The sequence below is a fragment of the Paenibacillus sp. S-12 genome (assembly GCF_030363895.1).
Lineage (GTDB): Bacteria > Bacillota > Bacilli > Paenibacillales > Paenibacillaceae > Paenibacillus_B > Paenibacillus_B alvei.
In genome coordinates, this window is sequence record NZ_JASIUF010000008.1 from 26,498 (window position 1) to 42,549 (window position 16,052).

Consider the following 16,052-nt stretch of genomic DNA (forward strand, 5'->3'; position numbering starts at 1 on the left):
GCAAAGGGCTTATATACCGGAATTGAAGCCTCCTTATGCAGATAACGCTACTCTAACAAGTACACGGAGCTGGGCAAGTAAGTTGATGATAAGACAGAGAATAACGACAACGAGGATATATTGGAGGGAAACAACATGGAAACATACAGCTTGAATGAAATGGTCGTTCATCACACGAAAATGGCAATTCAGATAGCCGCATCGATGGGTCATACGCTGGACTTCAGCAGCGAGAGCGTACATCGCGTTGAGGACATATTGGACAATTATGCTAATGATTATGCGAGTCAGCCAGATATGATCAAGCCGCTCGATCGAGAGGTGTGGTCGATAGCCGCGATATGGGGCACCTATGTTGGAGAAGTGATGAGAATCGAGCTGGGGGAACTTTGCAACTGGGAAGCGGTAGAAGGCGGGTATTTGCTGGATGCTCAAGGTGCGAAGGCCAGTCCAATCTCGAAAGCATTCAAACGAATCGTGAACGGCCCAGAAGATAATATCGTCTCGTTCTATGAGATCATTGGGGAGAAAATGCGTGAACATTTGAGTCAAATACAAGAGTAAAACTAGAGGAAGGATAATCACATGGGATATCACATCCAAGATAAATTTGTAGTTGCTGTAGCATCGAGCGCGTTGTTTGATTTGACAGAATCGGATGCTGTCTTTCAAGAACACGGGGAAGAGGAATATCGGAAGTACCAACGTGAGCATGAGAAGCGGGTGCTTGATAAGGGAGTAGCTTTCCCACTTATTAAGAGATTGCTCGGTCTGAACGGTACGGATATCGGCGATCAAGCAGTAGAGGTCGTTCTGTTGTCACGCAATGATCCGGATACCGGCCTGCGCGTATTCAAATCAATAGAGCACTATGGTCTGCCTATTACGCGGGCGGTGTTCGTCACTGGAAATGATCCGTTTGTTTATATGGATGCTTTTAATGCGTCGCTCTTTTTGTCTGGCAATAAAGATGATGTGAAGCATGCCGTCGGGTTGGGGTTGCCAGCGGGCTGCGTGTATCCTACTGATTTCGTTGATGATGACGAAGATGAAGAGCTCCGTATCGCATTTGATTTCGACGGAATTATTGCAGACGATTCGGCTGAAGCGGTGTACCAGCAGGGGGCAATAGGATTATTTCATCAGCATGAACAGCTAATGGCGGGGGAGCCGTTGCCACCTGGCCCGCTGCTTCGCTTCTTTCTCGAAATATCCAAGCTTCAACGAAGAGAAATCAATCGAAGAATCGAGAATCCAAAATATCGTCCGAAAATAAGAGTCGCCATCGCAACGGCGCGGAATGCGCCTGCGCATGAACGGGTCATTTCCACACTCAGGAAGTTGGATATCCGGATTGATGAAGCCTTTTTCTTAGGTGGGGTAGAGAAGGAGCGGGTACTGAAAATTTTTAAACCTCACATCTTTTTCGATGATCAGGTCGGGCATATCGAAGGAGTTGCGAGAATTGCGCCTTCCGTGCATGTCCCGTTCGGTGTAAGAAATGCAGAAACTAAGCAAACCAGTATGTAAGGTCTATCTCTATTTATATACTATGTTCCAGCTTCTTACTTCAACCCACCTTTCGCTGATTGCTAGAAGTGGGTTGTTTGCGCTCATGGTTCCGAGAATGAACAGATGCATAATCAGATAAGGCGATAGTTTGAAACAGTGAAAATTGAACAGCATCGCATTGCAGGCGAGTATGCCATATTTCCAGACATCTGAGCTTTTAATGGTGAACCGTATGTGCCAGTGAATTTATTGAAGAGCGTAGGTTTGAACGCCGCTTGGCATAGGGGTCGAATCGGTACAAGCTATTGCGAACAAATCGCAGAATGAGACTGTATTTCAGCTTTCCAAAGGTATGGAGGGCATATCGACTGAATGGATGCCCGATTTATACGTAATAGTTCTGGCATACTAACTACAGAAGATCCTATTTTTATCGACTGCATGTCATTTACCTAACTTGAAGGGATCGATGCAAATATGCTTCGTATTTTGGCTGTAACGGATAAGATGGAATTAAGGCGAGATATAACCTTAGAAGAACTTGAGCATATACAACCAAAGTGGTATTGGGTAGACTTCAATGAACCTTCGCCTGAGGAAGCGAGGCTGCTGGAGCAGTATTTTCATTTCCACACACTAGCCGTCGAAGATTGCTTACATCATTTGCTGCAGCGCCCGAAAGTTGATCATTATGAAAATACTCATTTTTTTGTTCTGCATTCGCTGCATCCCCATACATTAGCGGCAGAAGAGGTGGATTTATTTTGGGGAGATAATTTCATCGTAACGTTTCATTTGAATCCTTCCAAGGAAATCGACGACGCATGGAATCGCATTGCGGAGAAGCAGCAACTGTTCGAAGCCGGACATGTGTATGCGGCTCATTTGGTAATCGACAAGTTGGTCGATCAATATTTCCCGGCGGCATATCAGCTTGAAGATCAATTGTCTGATATTGAATCCAATGAAGGGAAGGACTCCATCCAGAGCTTAATGGACGATATATTTGAAATCAGATCCAAGCTGCTGAAGCTGCGAAAAACGATAGTGCCGATGCGGGATTTGTTGTACCGAATCATTAATTCCGAGCGTATTGAAGGCGTGCAGAGTCATTTGCTCTACTTTACAGATATTTATGATCATTTGCTGAAGCTGTCTGAAATGATCGAATCGAATCGCGAGATGACTGCAGATATGCGAGACAGTTATATGTCCTTAAATTCCAATCGCATGAATACGATTATGAAGACGTTGACTGTAATAACGACCATTTTCATGCCTCTTACATTCGTTGTCGGGATATACGGCATGAATTTTGATAACATGCCTGAACTTCATTGGCAATGGGGTTATTTTATCGTTCTGGGAGTTCTCATTGTCGGTGGTATTGGAATGTATGCCTGGTTCAAAAGAAAAGGCTGGTTTGATTGAGAAGAAGGGTTACACATCTGGTCTTCGCATTCCGATGCATGGTTCCCTTGAGAAGGCTTGCCAACGCTCATCATTACATTTACCTAGATGTAGTGAATTATTTAGGAATAGGAAACCAATTAGAGCCTAGGGGCATCAAATATGTGGCAGTGCCTCCTGTCTGCGATGCAGTGCTTCAAGAAAAGGGCAAGGGGGAATGCTGGAGAATAACTAGCAAGTTTTTTATACATAATCAATCAACACGGAGGAAGTAACTTGAAAGCACTTGTGAATGTAATAGACTATCCCGATCAGAATCGCGTTCGTGAATTGCTGGCAGAATGTATGTATCCTGATGATGACAAAATAAATCGACAGGTTGAGAGATACCGAACCGATCCTTCATTACAATTGTTTGGCCAATTCTATCAGGAAGAGTTGGTCGGGCTTATAGGGATATCCATCGTAAAAAATGGAGGGGCCGTCTTGCGCCATATTGCTGTGAAACAGCACCTTCGAGGTCAAGGAATTGGACAATTCATGATCAATGAATTCATGCAAAGCAGCAATATCGGCAAACTTGAGGCAGAAACGGATCGTGATGCAGTTGGATTCTATCAGAAAGCAGGCTTTGATATTACGAGTCTTGGAGAAAAATATCCGGGTGTGGAGCGGTTTTTGTGCATATTAACGTGAAGAGTACGGGGAACAGAAGAGAGGATGAGCACCGATGAGTTTTCACTTTCGGCAAATGACTCAAACACAGGCGGAAGAAATCGCATATAACTGGCATTATTCTGGAATATACTCATTTTACGACATTATGGCGGATGAGGACGATTTAAAAGAATTTCTCGATGCTGAACAGCGTGGTTGTACACATTATGTTGTGTTGCAAAATGAGGAGCTTGTTGGATTTTATACGTTTCATATGACGTCAGCGGATACAGTTGATATCGGATTAGGAATGCGGCCTGATTTAACTGGACGAGGCATCGGAAACGATTTTATTCAGGCAGGACTTGACTATGCTCGAGAGAAGTATGCACCGCAGAAGTTCACATTGTCGGTGGCATCCTTTAACAAAAGAGCAATTAGGGTCTATGAACAAGCTGGCTTCAAGATTGTTGACACATTCGAGCAGGAGACGAACGGAGGAAGGCACGAATTTTACAAGATGTGCTTTGATACTATTCTGAGTTAATGCGACGGAGAGCGGAGAAATTCAGTTTTGTTAGATTAACAATTAAACATTTTAGCGGTACCCCCTCGTTGATATTCGATACGAAGAAAGTATTCGAATTTCAAGTTGGAGATATCTCAATCGGCAACGATAGTGGCATGGAGGATGCGGTTGATGAGATGAGGATTTCCCTATGGAAGAAGGGGATGAGCATACTGCCGCCAATACCATTGCTTATCTATATCATCTATTGAAAGATAGAATTGTAGCTGCAACGTACAGGTCTTAAAAAGGTGGTTGAAAATCAATGGAACAGAAATTTATCTCTACTATAGTCATTGCATCTGAACATATCCAATTGAGTAGAACTAGAGAAGAAGATCTGGATTTCGTATTAACCGCTGAAAAAGATCCCGAGAACAGCAAGTATGTTATAGTATGGCCGCGGGAAAAGCATGTTGATACGATACAAAGCGATGATACCCTTCATTTCATCATACATACAAAGGATAGTCAGAAGGTCGGATATATCATATTGGCTGGTTTGCTAAACTCGCATCGCTCTGTTGAGCTGGTTCGGATCAATATTGTCGATAAGGGAAGAGGATACGGCAAAGAAGCAATCCGTTTGCTTACACATTTTGTGTTTGAAATAGTAAATGCCCACCGCCTATGGTTGGATGTGAAGGAGCATAATTTGCGAGCGAAGCATGTATATGAAAGCGCCGGATTTCAAGTAGAAGGAATGCTACGTGAATGTATACGGACGGAAGATGGCTATGAATCCTTGATTATAATGGGAATGTTAAAGCATGAATATGAATATCCATCGTGCCGCTCATTCAAGATCGAATATGAAGGGAAAAGAATTTAGTAAAAGGTATTTGTATGTATCATAATGAAATATTTAATTTCCCAACTACGACCCAGCCCTAGAGAACAATGATCTTGGAGAGCTGGGTTCTTTTATTTCTAACTTGGGTTAAATAGAAAGGTGATATATAGGATGATTCCGATTCAGGCAATGGCCGCAGAACAATTTCATTCCAATGATACACAAGGACTTATTCACCTGTCCGCATCTATCGGTTGGGATTATGATGAGCACGATATTCAGACGATCATGTCAGCTGGTACGGTATGGGGGCATCGCAATGATCAAGGCGAGATTATATCAAGTGCTGCAATCCTTCCTTATCGATCTGGATTATCTACAATCGGCATGGTTATCGTAGATAGTCGGTACAGAGGCTTAGGGTTAGGAAAAGCGGTTGTCCAAGCCTGTATGAATGCAGTCGGTCATAACGACACCATCATGCTGATTGCGACGGAAGAAGGGAAGCCGTTATATGAGGGCTTAGGTTATCATACGGTTACATATGTAAATAAGCTTGTGTGCACGAACTGCAATTCTTCTATTCTAATTGGCAACAAATCACAGTGTCGGGTGCTGCCTATGCAAGAGGAGCACTTCAACTTGGTTCGAGAGCTGGATCAAGCAGCAATCGGCGCGGATAGAGAGATATTCCTTGCTGCTCGAATGAAGCAGGCAAAACAAAGCGTGATCGTGCAGGATTCAGAAGGAAATCTGCTAGGATATGGATTAGCTGTAAAAGGGCCGAAATATGTTGTGTTAGGGCCGGTTATAGCGCTTCAGCAGGAAGCGGCTGCGGCCGTGATTCACTTCTTAGCCGAATCCAACCAGGGCAAGCTGCTTCGCATTGATGTGCCTGAGGAGCAGCCTGGGTTTATCCGACTGTTGGAGCAAGCTGGCTTTACGAGGGAGACTCATCCTCCAGTCATGATTCAGAATGCAGAGCAGTTGCCTGCGAGGAATAATACCTTGTACGGAATTGCAGCACAAATATTTGGATAGCAGTTGGAGAGCATCCTAGACGAATTAAGAAAATGAAAGTAGAGAGACCGCAATCATTGTTACATACTGAAGGAAACGAATAAGGAGGGCGGATTATGAGCGCTGCACAGTTTGCATTTACACGAATCGGGTACGTATATGTTCCGACATCAAGACTGGATGAATCTATCGCGTGGTATTCAAAAAACTTGGAATTTATGTTAATGAACAAATTTGAAGATCGAGGTTCATTCCTTGCGGTTATGCATCACCCGCATATGCATTCTATTGCCTTGCTGTTAATTGAAACGGAAGATGAACATAGACTAGAGATCAGCAGAAATGGGAGTCCATTTCCGATTATGGCACTTCAATGTCCGGACATTGAATATGCGCATTCTTATTTGAAAGAGAATGGAGTCGCGGTGCAGGAGCTTTATACATTGGGTGAAGGCGAAGCCAAATACTTTTATTTTCGAGACAATGAAGGAAATATGCTTGAAGCGGCATGGTCGAAATGGGATCCAGTGGATGAGGTTAAGGTAGGATATGCACCTTTCAGGAATCGAAGCATGATGTGAGTAAAAAATGAGCAAACTGCTTTCATTGCTTAATCGTTGAAGTAGTTTGCCTTGCGAGGTGTTGCATGAAAAAGATGATCTTTTCTGTGGCGGTTGTCTTGGTTGCATCCTTTGGATTTTACATCTATTCAGAACTAGAAGGCTTGCCTTGGAAACATGCAGAAGTTAAGCGGGAAGCAATCGAATACATGAAACAAAAGTATAATATGGATGCTGTTGCAGCAGGTAGCTTTTATAATTTCAAGTTTAAAGTGTATACTGCGAAGGTTTTTAACGTGATGGATCCGGACAAAGTGATCATTCATGTAGAAGACGAACGTGATTTTGATGAACAGGGTCTTTACGTGGGAAGGCGATTGCAGGATGATTACAGCCTTGTATATTGGTCTGAGCAGATTCGGCATGAACTGAAGCAGAGGTATCCTGATCTATTCCAACTTGAGGACATCGACACCATACAGGTTGAATACGCTTATTATGCCTTATCGCTTACAGAGGGAATTAGCAGCGAGAAGGATCAGTATGGGGTACGTATTCCCGTGAAGCCCAAGGATATCCCTGAATTGTCTATCCGATTAAAGACTGTCGATATAGGTGATCCTTTTTTGACTCAGCTGCGTGTGGTCATAAATGATATGGTGAAAACCTCTAACCCGATAGATGTGATCGTAAGAGCAGCCTCTACGGAAAAGACTCAGCAAAACGAGATGACTAAGACGGCAATTCTTCATATTGAGCATGATAAACTCAAGCAGCTTCATTCTATTGACGAATTGAAGAGGGAAATCAAAATTTGGTAATGAACTATTCCAATGTTATGACCTAGATTGATTAATTTGTAAATTTGCTCGAATTGCAGGAGGATCATAATGAAATGTAATGTGGACTGTATTCCAGCGACTGGATGAAGCTCATCCAAATGGGATGAAATGATAAATGGACTAAGAGGTTCAAAGGCTATGTGCCTGCAAGAAAGCTGTCCCTGTCATGACAAATATGACATGAGACAGCTCTTTTTTGTGGATAAGGTTGGAAAGTGCGAAAGTCATAGTAACGCTGTCATCGTCATACGTTAACAATGATATTTATGATGGAGTTACGATATACAGGGTTGCTGTATCAGTTTGGACATCAGGGGGGAAGGGGGGAACTGCGTGTCAAAGCAAGAAGACAAGGTGCTCGCAATCGGTTCTGGTTCATTTCTGCACACTTTGATCGAGGCCTGGTATGATGCTGGTTATCCCGCAATCACGGTATATGAAGCTGAGAAGATATTTGGGGAGCCCTACAATGCTAAACAGCAACCTGAACCGAATTGGAGAAGTCTGATTCGACCGTACCAATTTATTTTATATGTAGCTCAGCTTGATCATTTGCAAGAGCTCAGCGATATTCAAGATGCTTGTGTGGTTGAAGGGAAACAGCTAGTTCCGGCAGCAATTTACAGGGGAGCAGGATTAATAGGGCCGCTGTTGCAACCAGGTGAGGAAGTACGACCGGAAGCAGCATGGCGAAGTCTGCATCCGACAGTGTTTTTAGAAAATACCCAGGTACACAATATCTCGAACAGGGCACTTGCATTCCTTGCAAATCTGATTATCCATGAGTTGCATTTAGAAGCAACTGAGGGCGAAGAACCAGCCTGCAGAGATCAATGCTATATTTTCAATCCGGCAACATTAACAGGGAGCTGGCATTCTATACGTCAGCATTTTTTTGAACTTGTACAACGAATAAAGCCAGCAAGCCGCATACCTGATTTGAAACAAGTCATAGCTGCTAATGATGCTCTAGCAGAAAAGAAATCTACTAATGGTTGGTATACGAGCTTCGAACACTTGACTTCTTCGATTAACGGAGTTTTTCATGCATGGGAGGAAGCTGATCTGATTCAGCTGCCGTTGGCACAATGCTCGGTTCAGCCGGTTGATCCGTTATCAGAGGATGATGCGATTCTGCTGACCAAAATCGTGTGCAGCGGATTGACACATGAGGAGGCAAGGCGTGAATCTGGACTTGCAGGGCTGGAAGCTATTACGGAGCGACTGCTTCCCTTGCAATTCCCCACGTTGAGTTCGGATCAGCGTGCGAATGTCGGAATTGGAGCAGGCACTCATGCATCCGAAGCGGTTGGACGGGGATTAAGGGCAGTCTTAATGAAACAATTCGAAAAACGAATAGAACAAAGCCGAGTACACTCGAACCCTATTACTGTTACCAGAGTGGAACATGTACAAATAGAAGATGCCAGATGTCAATATGATATGCAAGCACTTAGCTTATTAAGGGGTGAGCCTCTTATATTTGTAAGCGAGCCGCTGCTTGGATGCCCGGTGATGTGGGTATATTCGGACAATGTATGGTATGGCGGAACTGATGCCGAAATCACGCTGGCTCTTCGTCACACACTCCAGATGGCATTGAACAAAAAGGAAGGCCTCGCTTCCGATCTATTTCTCGTGCAGAGTGAAGACAGAAAATGGGGGCATTCTCTTGTCATTCCTAGTATCCCTTATCCAACTCCGCTTGAACATTGGAATTCGATGATTCGGCACGTGTTGTTGCAAGCCGATGCTTGCATAGAGGTATATGATTTACATTGCAGTTCTTTCCTCGGTTCAGAGCCGTTCTTTATCTATGGGGCAGTGCGCAGAGAGGAGGAGTCTTCATGAGTGCAGTCCTTATCATTGGAAAAGGAACGCTTGCGGATATCGTGTATACCCGGCTGCAGGAACACAGCGAATGGACGGTAGCGCGAATAGGGAATATCAATGAAGATATGCCAAAGGTAAGTATCGCGATAGTGCTTCAAGAACAGGAAAACCTAGGCTTGCTGCTGGAAGTGAATGAGAAGGTGAAGCCGCTAGAAATTCCATGGTTTCCAGCCTATATATCTGAAGAGGAAGGAATCATAGGTCCGCTGACCCGATCTGATTCAGCAGGTTGCTTTCAATGCGCTGCCACAAGGTTATCGCTAGCAGGCAGCAGTCGCAGTCCGGGTAAAGATATGCTCATGATGCTCGTTTCTCCGGACTATATTCCACAGGATGCTCCTAGGATCGATACGGCAGCATATCGTTCTATGGCTTTACTTATAGAGGAAGAGACAGCGAACATATTGAATGGGAAAAAGGTATTCACAGAGGGGCACGTGTATATTATGAACCTTCGGAGCTTGGATACTTCGCTGCATTATATTTGTCCCAATGGTGCTTGCCCAGTGTGCGGATCGCTTCCAGATGATTCTCCAGAATCAGCATGGATTATGCTTAAGCCATCTTTTAAGGTAGGGAACAGCTTTCGATGTCGTTCCATGAACGATTTGCAGAAGGTTCTGTTCAACGATTATTTGGATCATCGATCCGGAATATTTAATGAGGTAGAACTGTTTCTTTCCTCTATATTTGCGGATGCAGTCGTGAATCTCCCGCTAGGTTATTATGATGAGGTAACAGGAGGACGTTCCCACTCCTTTGCAAGTAGTCAGCTTACAGCTGTATTAGAGGGTTTAGAGCGGTATTGCGGCATCTCTCCGCGAGGCAAGCGTCCTGTTATATTCGACAGTTATAGCCGACTTAAGAAAGTTGCTCTGAACCCTACAACGGTGGGACTTCATGCGAAAGTGCAATATGAACAGGAATATTTTCCGTTTGTCCCATTTGATCCAGATAACTCCATTGGATGGGTATGGGGTTATTCGTTCTTGCAGGAGCGTCCGATTCTGGTTCCACATCTGCTAGCTTATTATAGCTTGGGTAATGAAGGGAGCTTCGTATATGAAACCTCTAATGGTTGTGCAGTAGGCGGTAGTCTGGAAGAGGCGATGCTGTACGGAATATTTGAAGTCGTCGAACGTGATTCCTTCTTAATGGCCTGGTATGCCAAGCTTCCCTGTCCTAGGCTTGATCCATACACTTCTGGGGATCAGGAGCTACTGTTAATGATTCACCGGATCAAGGCAGTCTTAGGGTATGAAGTGCACTTATACAATACTACAACCGAGAATGGAATTCCGAGCATCTGGGCGATTGCAAAAGGGAAGCCTGAACACGAAGTTAGCTTGGTCTGTGCTGCAGGAGCTCATCTTGACCCTGTGCGAGCGGCGAAGAGTGCTGTGTATGAGCTTGCAGGGATGATCCTTATGGTAACAAATCGTTGGAAAGAACGCAGTTCCGAAGCTCATTCCATGTACAGAGATTCGTATGAAGTACTGCAAATGGAAGATCACGCCTTACTGTATTGCTTGCCAGAGGCAGCGGCAAGACTTCAATTTCTTATAGCTGATGAGGGTCGGCCTGTGCGTTCATTTGCTGATGAATTTCCTGCAATGGAATTGAACACCGACTTAACGGAGGATGTAAAGAGAGTTGTTGACATTTTCCGTCAGCTTCAGTTGGACGTCATTGTCGTCGATCAATCGTCCAGCGAGACACTCCGCAATGGCCTACATTGCGTAAAGGTGTTGATTCCGGGAATGCTCCCGATGACATTCGGTCATCATCTCCGCCGGCTAGAAGGGATAGATAGGGTGCTCGACGTACCAATGAAATTAGGATATGTCAATCGCAGGCTTGCGCCTGAGGAACTAAATCCTTATCCGCATCCATTTCCATAAATAGAGTCATTACTCATACAAATGTGACCATGAATGCTCCCTAAATTTCTTAGGGCAGACGAGGCTAGAAATGTATTGAACACAGATGTAAAATAAAGATTACCCTGCAAACCCACGGTTGCTACCAAATCTACTAGGTTTGGTTGGGAGTTTCTGGGAATTCGTATCTTTATTCTTAACAAGGATTGTTCTCTCGTGTATGTGGGAGGGTGAAAGCATGTGTCCATTCATTTCATAATGAAGCAGGAAAAATATTATACAAAGAAGAAGGCGGCGTATCACATTGCATCCTATATTTCATAAGCTTACACAGCACGTAGCGTATGCAGGGAATCTGAAACGGGATATGCATCTTTTTTGTCATCAAATGACTGTCATTACACTGCAGATCACAATATTGATGTTGGAACTGAGGCTAGAAGAATTGCACTTAGATATGGTTCAGATCCTGACCAAGCTGAAATTGCTGGCTGGCTGCACGATGTTAGTGCCGTGTTTCCGAATTCTGAACGAATTCATGCAGCAAGGCAGCTTGGCATTGAGATACTACCTGAAGAAGAGCAGTTCCCGATGATTATCCATCAAAAGCTATCCAAAGTGATGGCGCGGGACATATTTAGCATTACAGATAATGAAGTGCTGGATGCAGTAGGCTGTCATACAACGCTGCGAGCCAATGCGACTCAGCTTGATCTTGTATTATTTGTGGCCGACAAAATTGCTTGGGATCAGCAAGGCACTCCTCCTTATCTTAAGGAACTGCATCATAATCTAGAAAAATCATTGGAACATGCAGCGTTCGCCTACATTCAGTATTTATGGGAACGGAAGGATACATTAAAGGTTGTTCATCCTTGGCTTGCGGCTGCTTACGAACAATTAAACGAAAAGCTGAATCAGGAATGAAATCGTAATGTGGAGTGATTCTGAACGATCAGGGGGAGAAGTTGGAAGAGTCACTGTCCAAAAAAGGAGAGCAATGCATGAGCATGGTAACGCTGCATCAGGTCGAGAACGAGCAAAAATCTACGCTGCGCAATTTGCTGGAGCTGTATAAATATGATTTTAGTGAATTTGATCCAGAGGATGTCAATGAAAACGGTCTATATGAATATATGTATCTGGATCATTACTGGACGGAAGAAGGGAGATATCCGTTTTTCTTCCGTGTAGAGGGAAAGCTTGCGGGATTGGCGCTCGTAAGAAAACTGGGAACAGATGAAGATAATTGTGCGGTTTATTCCATGGCAGAATTTTTCGTCATGAAAAAATATAGGCGTTCCGGTGTAGGCAGGTATGCGGCAACGGCTTTATTTGATCAGTTCCGAGGAAACTGGAAGGTCAGCCAAATGGAGGAGAACGTGCCTGCGCAGCATTTCTGGAGAAAGGTGATTGCAGCGTACACGAACGATAACTTTAAAGAGATTCGAGAAGAAGGCTGGGACGGTCCGATTCATAGCTTTTCCAATGTGCTTCGGTAGAAGAGAGGATTCGTCACGTAAGCAATTCAATATCACTCATGCGATCCTTAGAGGAAGGGAATAGAGGAGCATTCAAATGAAATAGCCCGCTTGACGAATGGCTGATACTCACACAAGCCATACGTCCTAGCGGGCTTTTTGTTAGATATTTTTTTAATGCTAGACTAGACTTGATTAGATCAATAGTCCGCCTCTTTCTTTATGCCGCGCAATGAGTACCTCACTGGTGACGGAAGTGATGCCTTCTATCTCCTGAAGTTTTTTCAGGCATTGCTCGGCATGCTCAGGATCGTCTAGCAGTGCATGCACATGCAGATGCGGTTTTCCGCTCATTTGATACACATTCGTAATTTCCTCGGCCATTCTAAGCTGTTCCACGACATGCTGCAGCTTCATCCAATCCACCTCGATATCGAAATACATCGACAAGGTTTTTCCTGCCTTTAACGGATTGACGACTATGGTGAAGCGGTCAATAATTCCATCCTCCATCAATTGATGAACTCGTTCGCGCACCGCCGCTCGGGTCAAGTTGACCATTCGTCCAAGCTCCGCATTGCTTAATCGTCCATTTTCGGATAACAACTGCAAAATCCGCGTGTCGATCTCGTCTAAATTCCGGAACTGCATTCGATCAGCCCTTTCGACTTGTACTAGTCCTGTTGAAACCATTATACCACATACAATGTAAAGTTAATGATGCAATCTATTGATCGAATGTAAAAAATGATGTATACATATGTATGTGGAAGAACATGGCGCGGAAGGGGAGAGGGAGTTGTCTTTACTAGCAGTAGAAATTTTGTTGATCTCCGTACTGGCTGGAATCGTGGGGGCAGTGCTTGGTTTAGGGGGTGGAATCATAGTAACGCCTGCCTTAACTTTGTTGTTCGGAGTGGATATTAAAACAGCGATCGGTGCGAGCATTATTTCGGTTATCGCAACTTCCAGCGGTGCGGCAATCGCCTATATCCAGGATCGGATTACGAACGTGCGAGTTGGCATGTTTCTGGAGGTTGCTACAACAGTAGGAGCGATAACCGGGGCATTTTTAGGCGGGATTATGGCGCCAACTGTGTTGTATATCATTTTCGGACTGCTGCTGCTTTATTCGGCGGGGACTATGCTTAAAAAGCGAAATGATGAGCTGCCGCAGGATGTAACTATGCATCCGGTTGCTGAAAAGCTGCGCTTGCAGGGCGAATATTATGATAAGGCCTTGAATCAAACGGTTGCGTATAAGGTGGACAATGTATATGGTGGATTTGGCGTCATGTATGGTGCAGGGGTCATATCAGGCCTGCTTGGCATCGGCAGCGGCAGTTTTAAAGTGATGGCGATGGACGTCTTCATGAAGCTCCCGCTCAAGGTATCCAGTGCGACGAGCAACTTCATGATGGGCGTTACGGGTGCAGCAAGTGCTGGAGTCTACTTATTCAGGGGAGATATCGATCCGGCAATTTCGGCTCCGGTGGCGTTGGGTGTCCTTGTGGGGGCAACGGCTGGTGCGAGAATGATGCAGAAGATGAAGAGCAAAACGATACGCAAATGGTTCATTCCGGTATTGGCATATGTGGCTATACAGATGATTGTACAGGGAGTGGGGGGAATTCTATGAGTGAGCTGCAACGAGAAGGTAAGCTGCAACAGGAAGAGAGACTGCTGCAGCGGAATAATAAATCGGAGGCAGTAGAGATTGTCGTTAGTAAGTGGCTCCGGGTCGGCGTACTGGCTAGTGCTGCGGTTATCCTTACCGGTTTGCTGTTATTCTTGATTTCTGGAGAGAGCGGTTATCCAGCGAATACGTTCCCAACAAGCCTGAATGGAATCTACGATGGTCTATTGTCTCTGAAATCATATGCGATTATCCTGACAGGACTGTTGATGCTCATTGCTACACCCGTGCTCCGCGTCTTTATCTCTATTTTTGTATTTATGCATGAACAAGATTATTTGTACGTTGGGATAACCCTGATCGTGTTTTTGATTTTAATCGCCAGTTTCTTCATTGGCAGTACAGGATGATGCGGAATATTTTTATGTTTACTGTTCACTCGCTCGAAGTAAGCTATTCACGACTAAAATAACAGAAGGGACGCGCCATTTCATCATTTTCTAAAATGGGTGCGTCCCTTTTCATACTCCTATCATTACATATTGTTCGATTTATTCTTCGTTGGAAGTACACGCTGTTCCATATTCTCATACATGTCAAGCAAGCGTGACAGCCAAGTAAATCTAGTTGACGACCAGTACACAATAAGAGCCGAAACAATACCAATGACAGCGCCTGCCGCAATATCCACCGGATAATGCACGCCAACCCATACACGTGATATCGCTACACAACCCGCCAACACGAGCCACACCCAGCCCGCTCTTTTGCGCATAAGCCAGAACGATACACATACGGAGAAAAATAAGATCGTATGATCGCTCGGAAAAGAATTATCGATTGCGTGGTTAATCAGCTTGCTCACCTGGGGCAGTACGGCGAACGGTTGATGATGCGAGTGGAGCATGCTGACTGCTTTCCCTATAATCTCTGCCAAAATGAAGGCAAATCCAGCTTGAAGAACCATCATGCGATTGGATGTTGTACGTGTGAACCAAAAAAGCAACATGCAAGCCGCTAACATATACAGCGTATATTCAGCTATGAATACGACAGACGGATTTAGAAATGAGAACTGCTTGCCTAAATCATTGATTCCCCGAAACATCTCAATATTAAGTTGTGATAATGACACGTATACTCTTCCTCCTTGCAACTTCGATAAAATGATAGATGTAGGATTCATCTAATATGCTTAGTATAGAGAGAGGGCTTTAATTGCTCCTTAATAAATTCTTAATATTAGATTAAAATCTTATCATAATTGGCGCAAAGTCATCACGTGACAGATCATAAATGATGCAAATGAGTTAAGAATTCAAAATGAAAATGTTGAACAAATCTGCAACAAAGGAGTGTTGGATAAATGAGGCGATTCAGAAGAAACGCAATCGTCATGCAGACTTTGTGTATCGTCATGATTCTTCTCCTGCTTCAAGGCTGCAAATCCAAGTCTGAGCCCATGTATTTGGAAACAAAGAATTTGAATCGGGATGAACGCGAGATTGTACAGTTGATTAACAAACGAATGGAGTATTTGCATGATGGAAATGAGAAGGAATATATGAAGTTGTTTGCACCAAATAGTCCGATAATAGGCATGCCGACCTATCAATTGAAAACGGTGAAGCTGCATGCTCCAATTCATATTCAGGAACAGAAAAAGGCATATCAAGTTCTTCTCTTAGCTGATGATATGTTGAATGACGATGATTTTATCACGTCACAGTATGTATTTATTAAAGGGAAAGATTCGGATTCGAAATGGCTAATCTATGATATCGATTAACTCTTTATAGG

The 16,052-nt window shown here is 44.0% G+C and carries 18 protein-coding genes; 16 read left to right on the forward strand and 2 right to left on the reverse strand.

Annotation, left to right across the window (positions count from 1 at the left end; all coding sequences use genetic code 11):
• Window positions 1-135 precede the first annotated feature (135 nt).
• The 13 genes from NO352_RS07640 to NO352_RS07700 all read left to right on the forward strand — a co-directional run bounded on the left by NO352_RS07640 (window position 136) and on the right by NO352_RS07700 (window position 12,637).
• Window positions 136-564 (forward strand): hypothetical protein, encoded by a 429-nt coding sequence (locus NO352_RS07640; RefSeq protein WP_005549780.1) that lies wholly within the window; start codon window positions 136-138, stop codon window positions 562-564.
• 21 nt (window positions 565-585) lie between these two features.
• Window positions 586-1,530 (forward strand): 5'-nucleotidase, encoded by a 945-nt coding sequence (locus NO352_RS07645; RefSeq protein WP_262866795.1) that lies wholly within the window; start codon window positions 586-588, stop codon window positions 1,528-1,530.
• A gap of 459 nt (window positions 1,531-1,989) precedes the next feature.
• A complete protein-coding gene (gene corA / locus NO352_RS07650) occupies window positions 1,990-2,943 on the forward strand; it encodes a magnesium/cobalt transporter CorA (RefSeq protein WP_262866794.1) in 954 nt (317 codons plus the stop codon).
• Between the two features lie 255 nt (window positions 2,944-3,198).
• Window positions 3,199-3,618 (forward strand): GNAT family N-acetyltransferase, encoded by a 420-nt coding sequence (locus NO352_RS07655; protein WP_005549772.1) that lies wholly within the window; start codon window positions 3,199-3,201, stop codon window positions 3,616-3,618.
• A 34-nt stretch (window positions 3,619-3,652) separates the two neighbouring features.
• Window positions 3,653-4,126 (forward strand): GNAT family N-acetyltransferase, encoded by a 474-nt coding sequence (locus NO352_RS07660; RefSeq protein ID WP_005549770.1) that lies wholly within the window; start codon window positions 3,653-3,655, stop codon window positions 4,124-4,126.
• Between the two features lie 286 nt (window positions 4,127-4,412).
• Window positions 4,413-4,979, forward strand: a complete 567-nt coding sequence (locus NO352_RS07665; protein ID WP_005549766.1) for a GNAT family N-acetyltransferase — start codon at window positions 4,413-4,415, stop codon at window positions 4,977-4,979.
• Between the two features lie 132 nt (window positions 4,980-5,111).
• Window positions 5,112-5,981 (forward strand): GNAT family N-acetyltransferase, encoded by an 870-nt coding sequence (locus NO352_RS07670; protein WP_268619849.1) that lies wholly within the window; start codon window positions 5,112-5,114, stop codon window positions 5,979-5,981.
• A gap of 95 nt (window positions 5,982-6,076) precedes the next feature.
• A complete protein-coding gene (locus NO352_RS07675; RefSeq protein WP_289355273.1) occupies window positions 6,077-6,541 on the forward strand; it encodes a VOC family protein in 465 nt (154 codons plus the stop codon).
• Window positions 6,542-6,606: 65 nt separating this feature from the next.
• Window positions 6,607-7,341 (forward strand): YfjL-like protein, encoded by a 735-nt coding sequence (locus NO352_RS07680; protein ID WP_005549762.1) that lies wholly within the window; start codon window positions 6,607-6,609, stop codon window positions 7,339-7,341.
• A 354-nt stretch (window positions 7,342-7,695) separates the two neighbouring features.
• On the forward strand, window positions 7,696-9,213 hold the full coding sequence (locus tag NO352_RS07685; protein ID WP_289355274.1) for a hypothetical protein: 1,518 nt from the start codon (window positions 7,696-7,698) through the stop codon (window positions 9,211-9,213).
• Complete coding sequence (locus NO352_RS07690) at window positions 9,210-11,156, forward strand: TOMM precursor leader peptide-binding protein (protein ID WP_289355275.1); 1,947 nt, start codon at window positions 9,210-9,212, stop codon at window positions 11,154-11,156. Before NO352_RS07685 ends, NO352_RS07690 begins: the two co-directional genes overlap by 4 nt.
• Window positions 11,157-11,513: 357 nt before the next feature.
• The gene (yqeK, locus tag NO352_RS07695) at window positions 11,514-12,062 is read left to right on the forward strand and encodes a bis(5'-nucleosyl)-tetraphosphatase (symmetrical) YqeK (RefSeq protein WP_289355276.1); all 549 of its coding nucleotides are present in this window, start codon (window positions 11,514-11,516) and stop codon (window positions 12,060-12,062) included.
• Window positions 12,063-12,139: 77 nt separating this feature from the next.
• Window positions 12,140-12,637, forward strand: coding sequence for a GNAT family N-acetyltransferase (locus tag NO352_RS07700; RefSeq protein WP_289355277.1), 498 nt, complete (start codon window positions 12,140-12,142; stop codon window positions 12,635-12,637).
• A gap of 174 nt (window positions 12,638-12,811) precedes the next feature.
• Here NO352_RS07700 and NO352_RS07705 read toward each other — a convergent pair whose 3' ends face one another.
• Window positions 12,812-13,267, reverse strand: a complete 456-nt coding sequence (locus NO352_RS07705; RefSeq protein ID WP_005549754.1) for an Lrp/AsnC family transcriptional regulator — start codon at window positions 13,265-13,267, stop codon at window positions 12,812-12,814.
• 109 nt (window positions 13,268-13,376) lie between these two features.
• On the opposite strand from NO352_RS07705, the gene NO352_RS07710 reads away from it, so the two are divergent.
• Together NO352_RS07710 and NO352_RS07715 are read left to right on the forward strand one after the other, a co-directional pair.
• Entirely contained in the window at window positions 13,377-14,255 is an 879-nt protein-coding gene (locus NO352_RS07710; RefSeq protein ID WP_483311821.1) for a sulfite exporter TauE/SafE family protein, read from the forward strand.
• Between the two features lie 41 nt (window positions 14,256-14,296).
• Window positions 14,297-14,662 carry a DUF1634 domain-containing protein gene (locus NO352_RS07715; RefSeq protein WP_412070980.1) on the forward strand — a complete coding sequence of 122 codons (366 nt, stop codon included), beginning with the start codon at window positions 14,297-14,299 and terminating at the stop codon, window positions 14,660-14,662.
• A 125-nt stretch (window positions 14,663-14,787) separates the two neighbouring features.
• Here the strand turns inward: NO352_RS07715 and NO352_RS07720 are convergent, their stop codons facing one another.
• Entirely contained in the window at window positions 14,788-15,387 is a 600-nt protein-coding gene (locus tag NO352_RS07720) for an undecaprenyl-diphosphatase (protein WP_005549748.1), read from the reverse strand.
• Window positions 15,388-15,618: 231 nt separating this feature from the next.
• Between NO352_RS07720 and NO352_RS07725 the strand changes: the two genes are divergently transcribed.
• A complete protein-coding gene (locus NO352_RS07725) occupies window positions 15,619-16,041 on the forward strand; it encodes a hypothetical protein (protein ID WP_005549747.1) in 423 nt (140 codons plus the stop codon).
• The last annotated feature ends 11 nt before the right edge of the window (window positions 16,042-16,052 follow it).

What these genes read in the sequence shown, in the direction of transcription:
- NO352_RS07640 (WP_005549780.1), top strand. Translation starts at nt 136, where the DNA reads ATGGAAACATACAGCTTGAATGAAATGGTCGTTCATCACACGAAAATG.
- NO352_RS07645 (WP_262866795.1), top strand. Translation starts at nt 586, where the DNA reads ATGGGATATCACATCCAAGATAAATTTGTAGTTGCTGTAGCATCGAGC.
- corA (WP_262866794.1), top strand. Translation starts at nt 1,990, where the DNA reads ATGCTTCGTATTTTGGCTGTAACGGATAAGATGGAATTAAGGCGAGAT.
- NO352_RS07660 (WP_005549770.1), top strand. Translation starts at nt 3,653, where the DNA reads ATGAGTTTTCACTTTCGGCAAATGACTCAAACACAGGCGGAAGAAATC.
- NO352_RS07665 (WP_005549766.1), top strand. Translation starts at nt 4,413, where the DNA reads ATGGAACAGAAATTTATCTCTACTATAGTCATTGCATCTGAACATATC.
- NO352_RS07670 (WP_268619849.1), top strand. Translation starts at nt 5,112, where the DNA reads ATGATTCCGATTCAGGCAATGGCCGCAGAACAATTTCATTCCAATGAT.
- NO352_RS07675 (WP_289355273.1), top strand. Translation starts at nt 6,077, where the DNA reads ATGAGCGCTGCACAGTTTGCATTTACACGAATCGGGTACGTATATGTT.
- NO352_RS07680 (WP_005549762.1), top strand. Translation starts at nt 6,607, where the DNA reads ATGAAAAAGATGATCTTTTCTGTGGCGGTTGTCTTGGTTGCATCCTTT.
- NO352_RS07690 (WP_289355275.1), top strand. Translation starts at nt 9,210, where the DNA reads ATGAGTGCAGTCCTTATCATTGGAAAAGGAACGCTTGCGGATATCGTG.
- NO352_RS07700 (WP_289355277.1), top strand. Translation starts at nt 12,140, where the DNA reads ATGAGCATGGTAACGCTGCATCAGGTCGAGAACGAGCAAAAATCTACG.
- NO352_RS07705 (WP_005549754.1), bottom strand. Translation starts at nt 13,267, where the DNA reads ATGCAGTTCCGGAATTTAGACGAGATCGACACGCGGATTTTGCAGTTG.
- NO352_RS07710 (WP_483311821.1), top strand. Translation starts at nt 13,377, where the DNA reads ATGTATGTGGAAGAACATGGCGCGGAAGGGGAGAGGGAGTTGTCTTTA.
- NO352_RS07725 (WP_005549747.1), top strand. Translation starts at nt 15,619, where the DNA reads ATGAGGCGATTCAGAAGAAACGCAATCGTCATGCAGACTTTGTGTATC.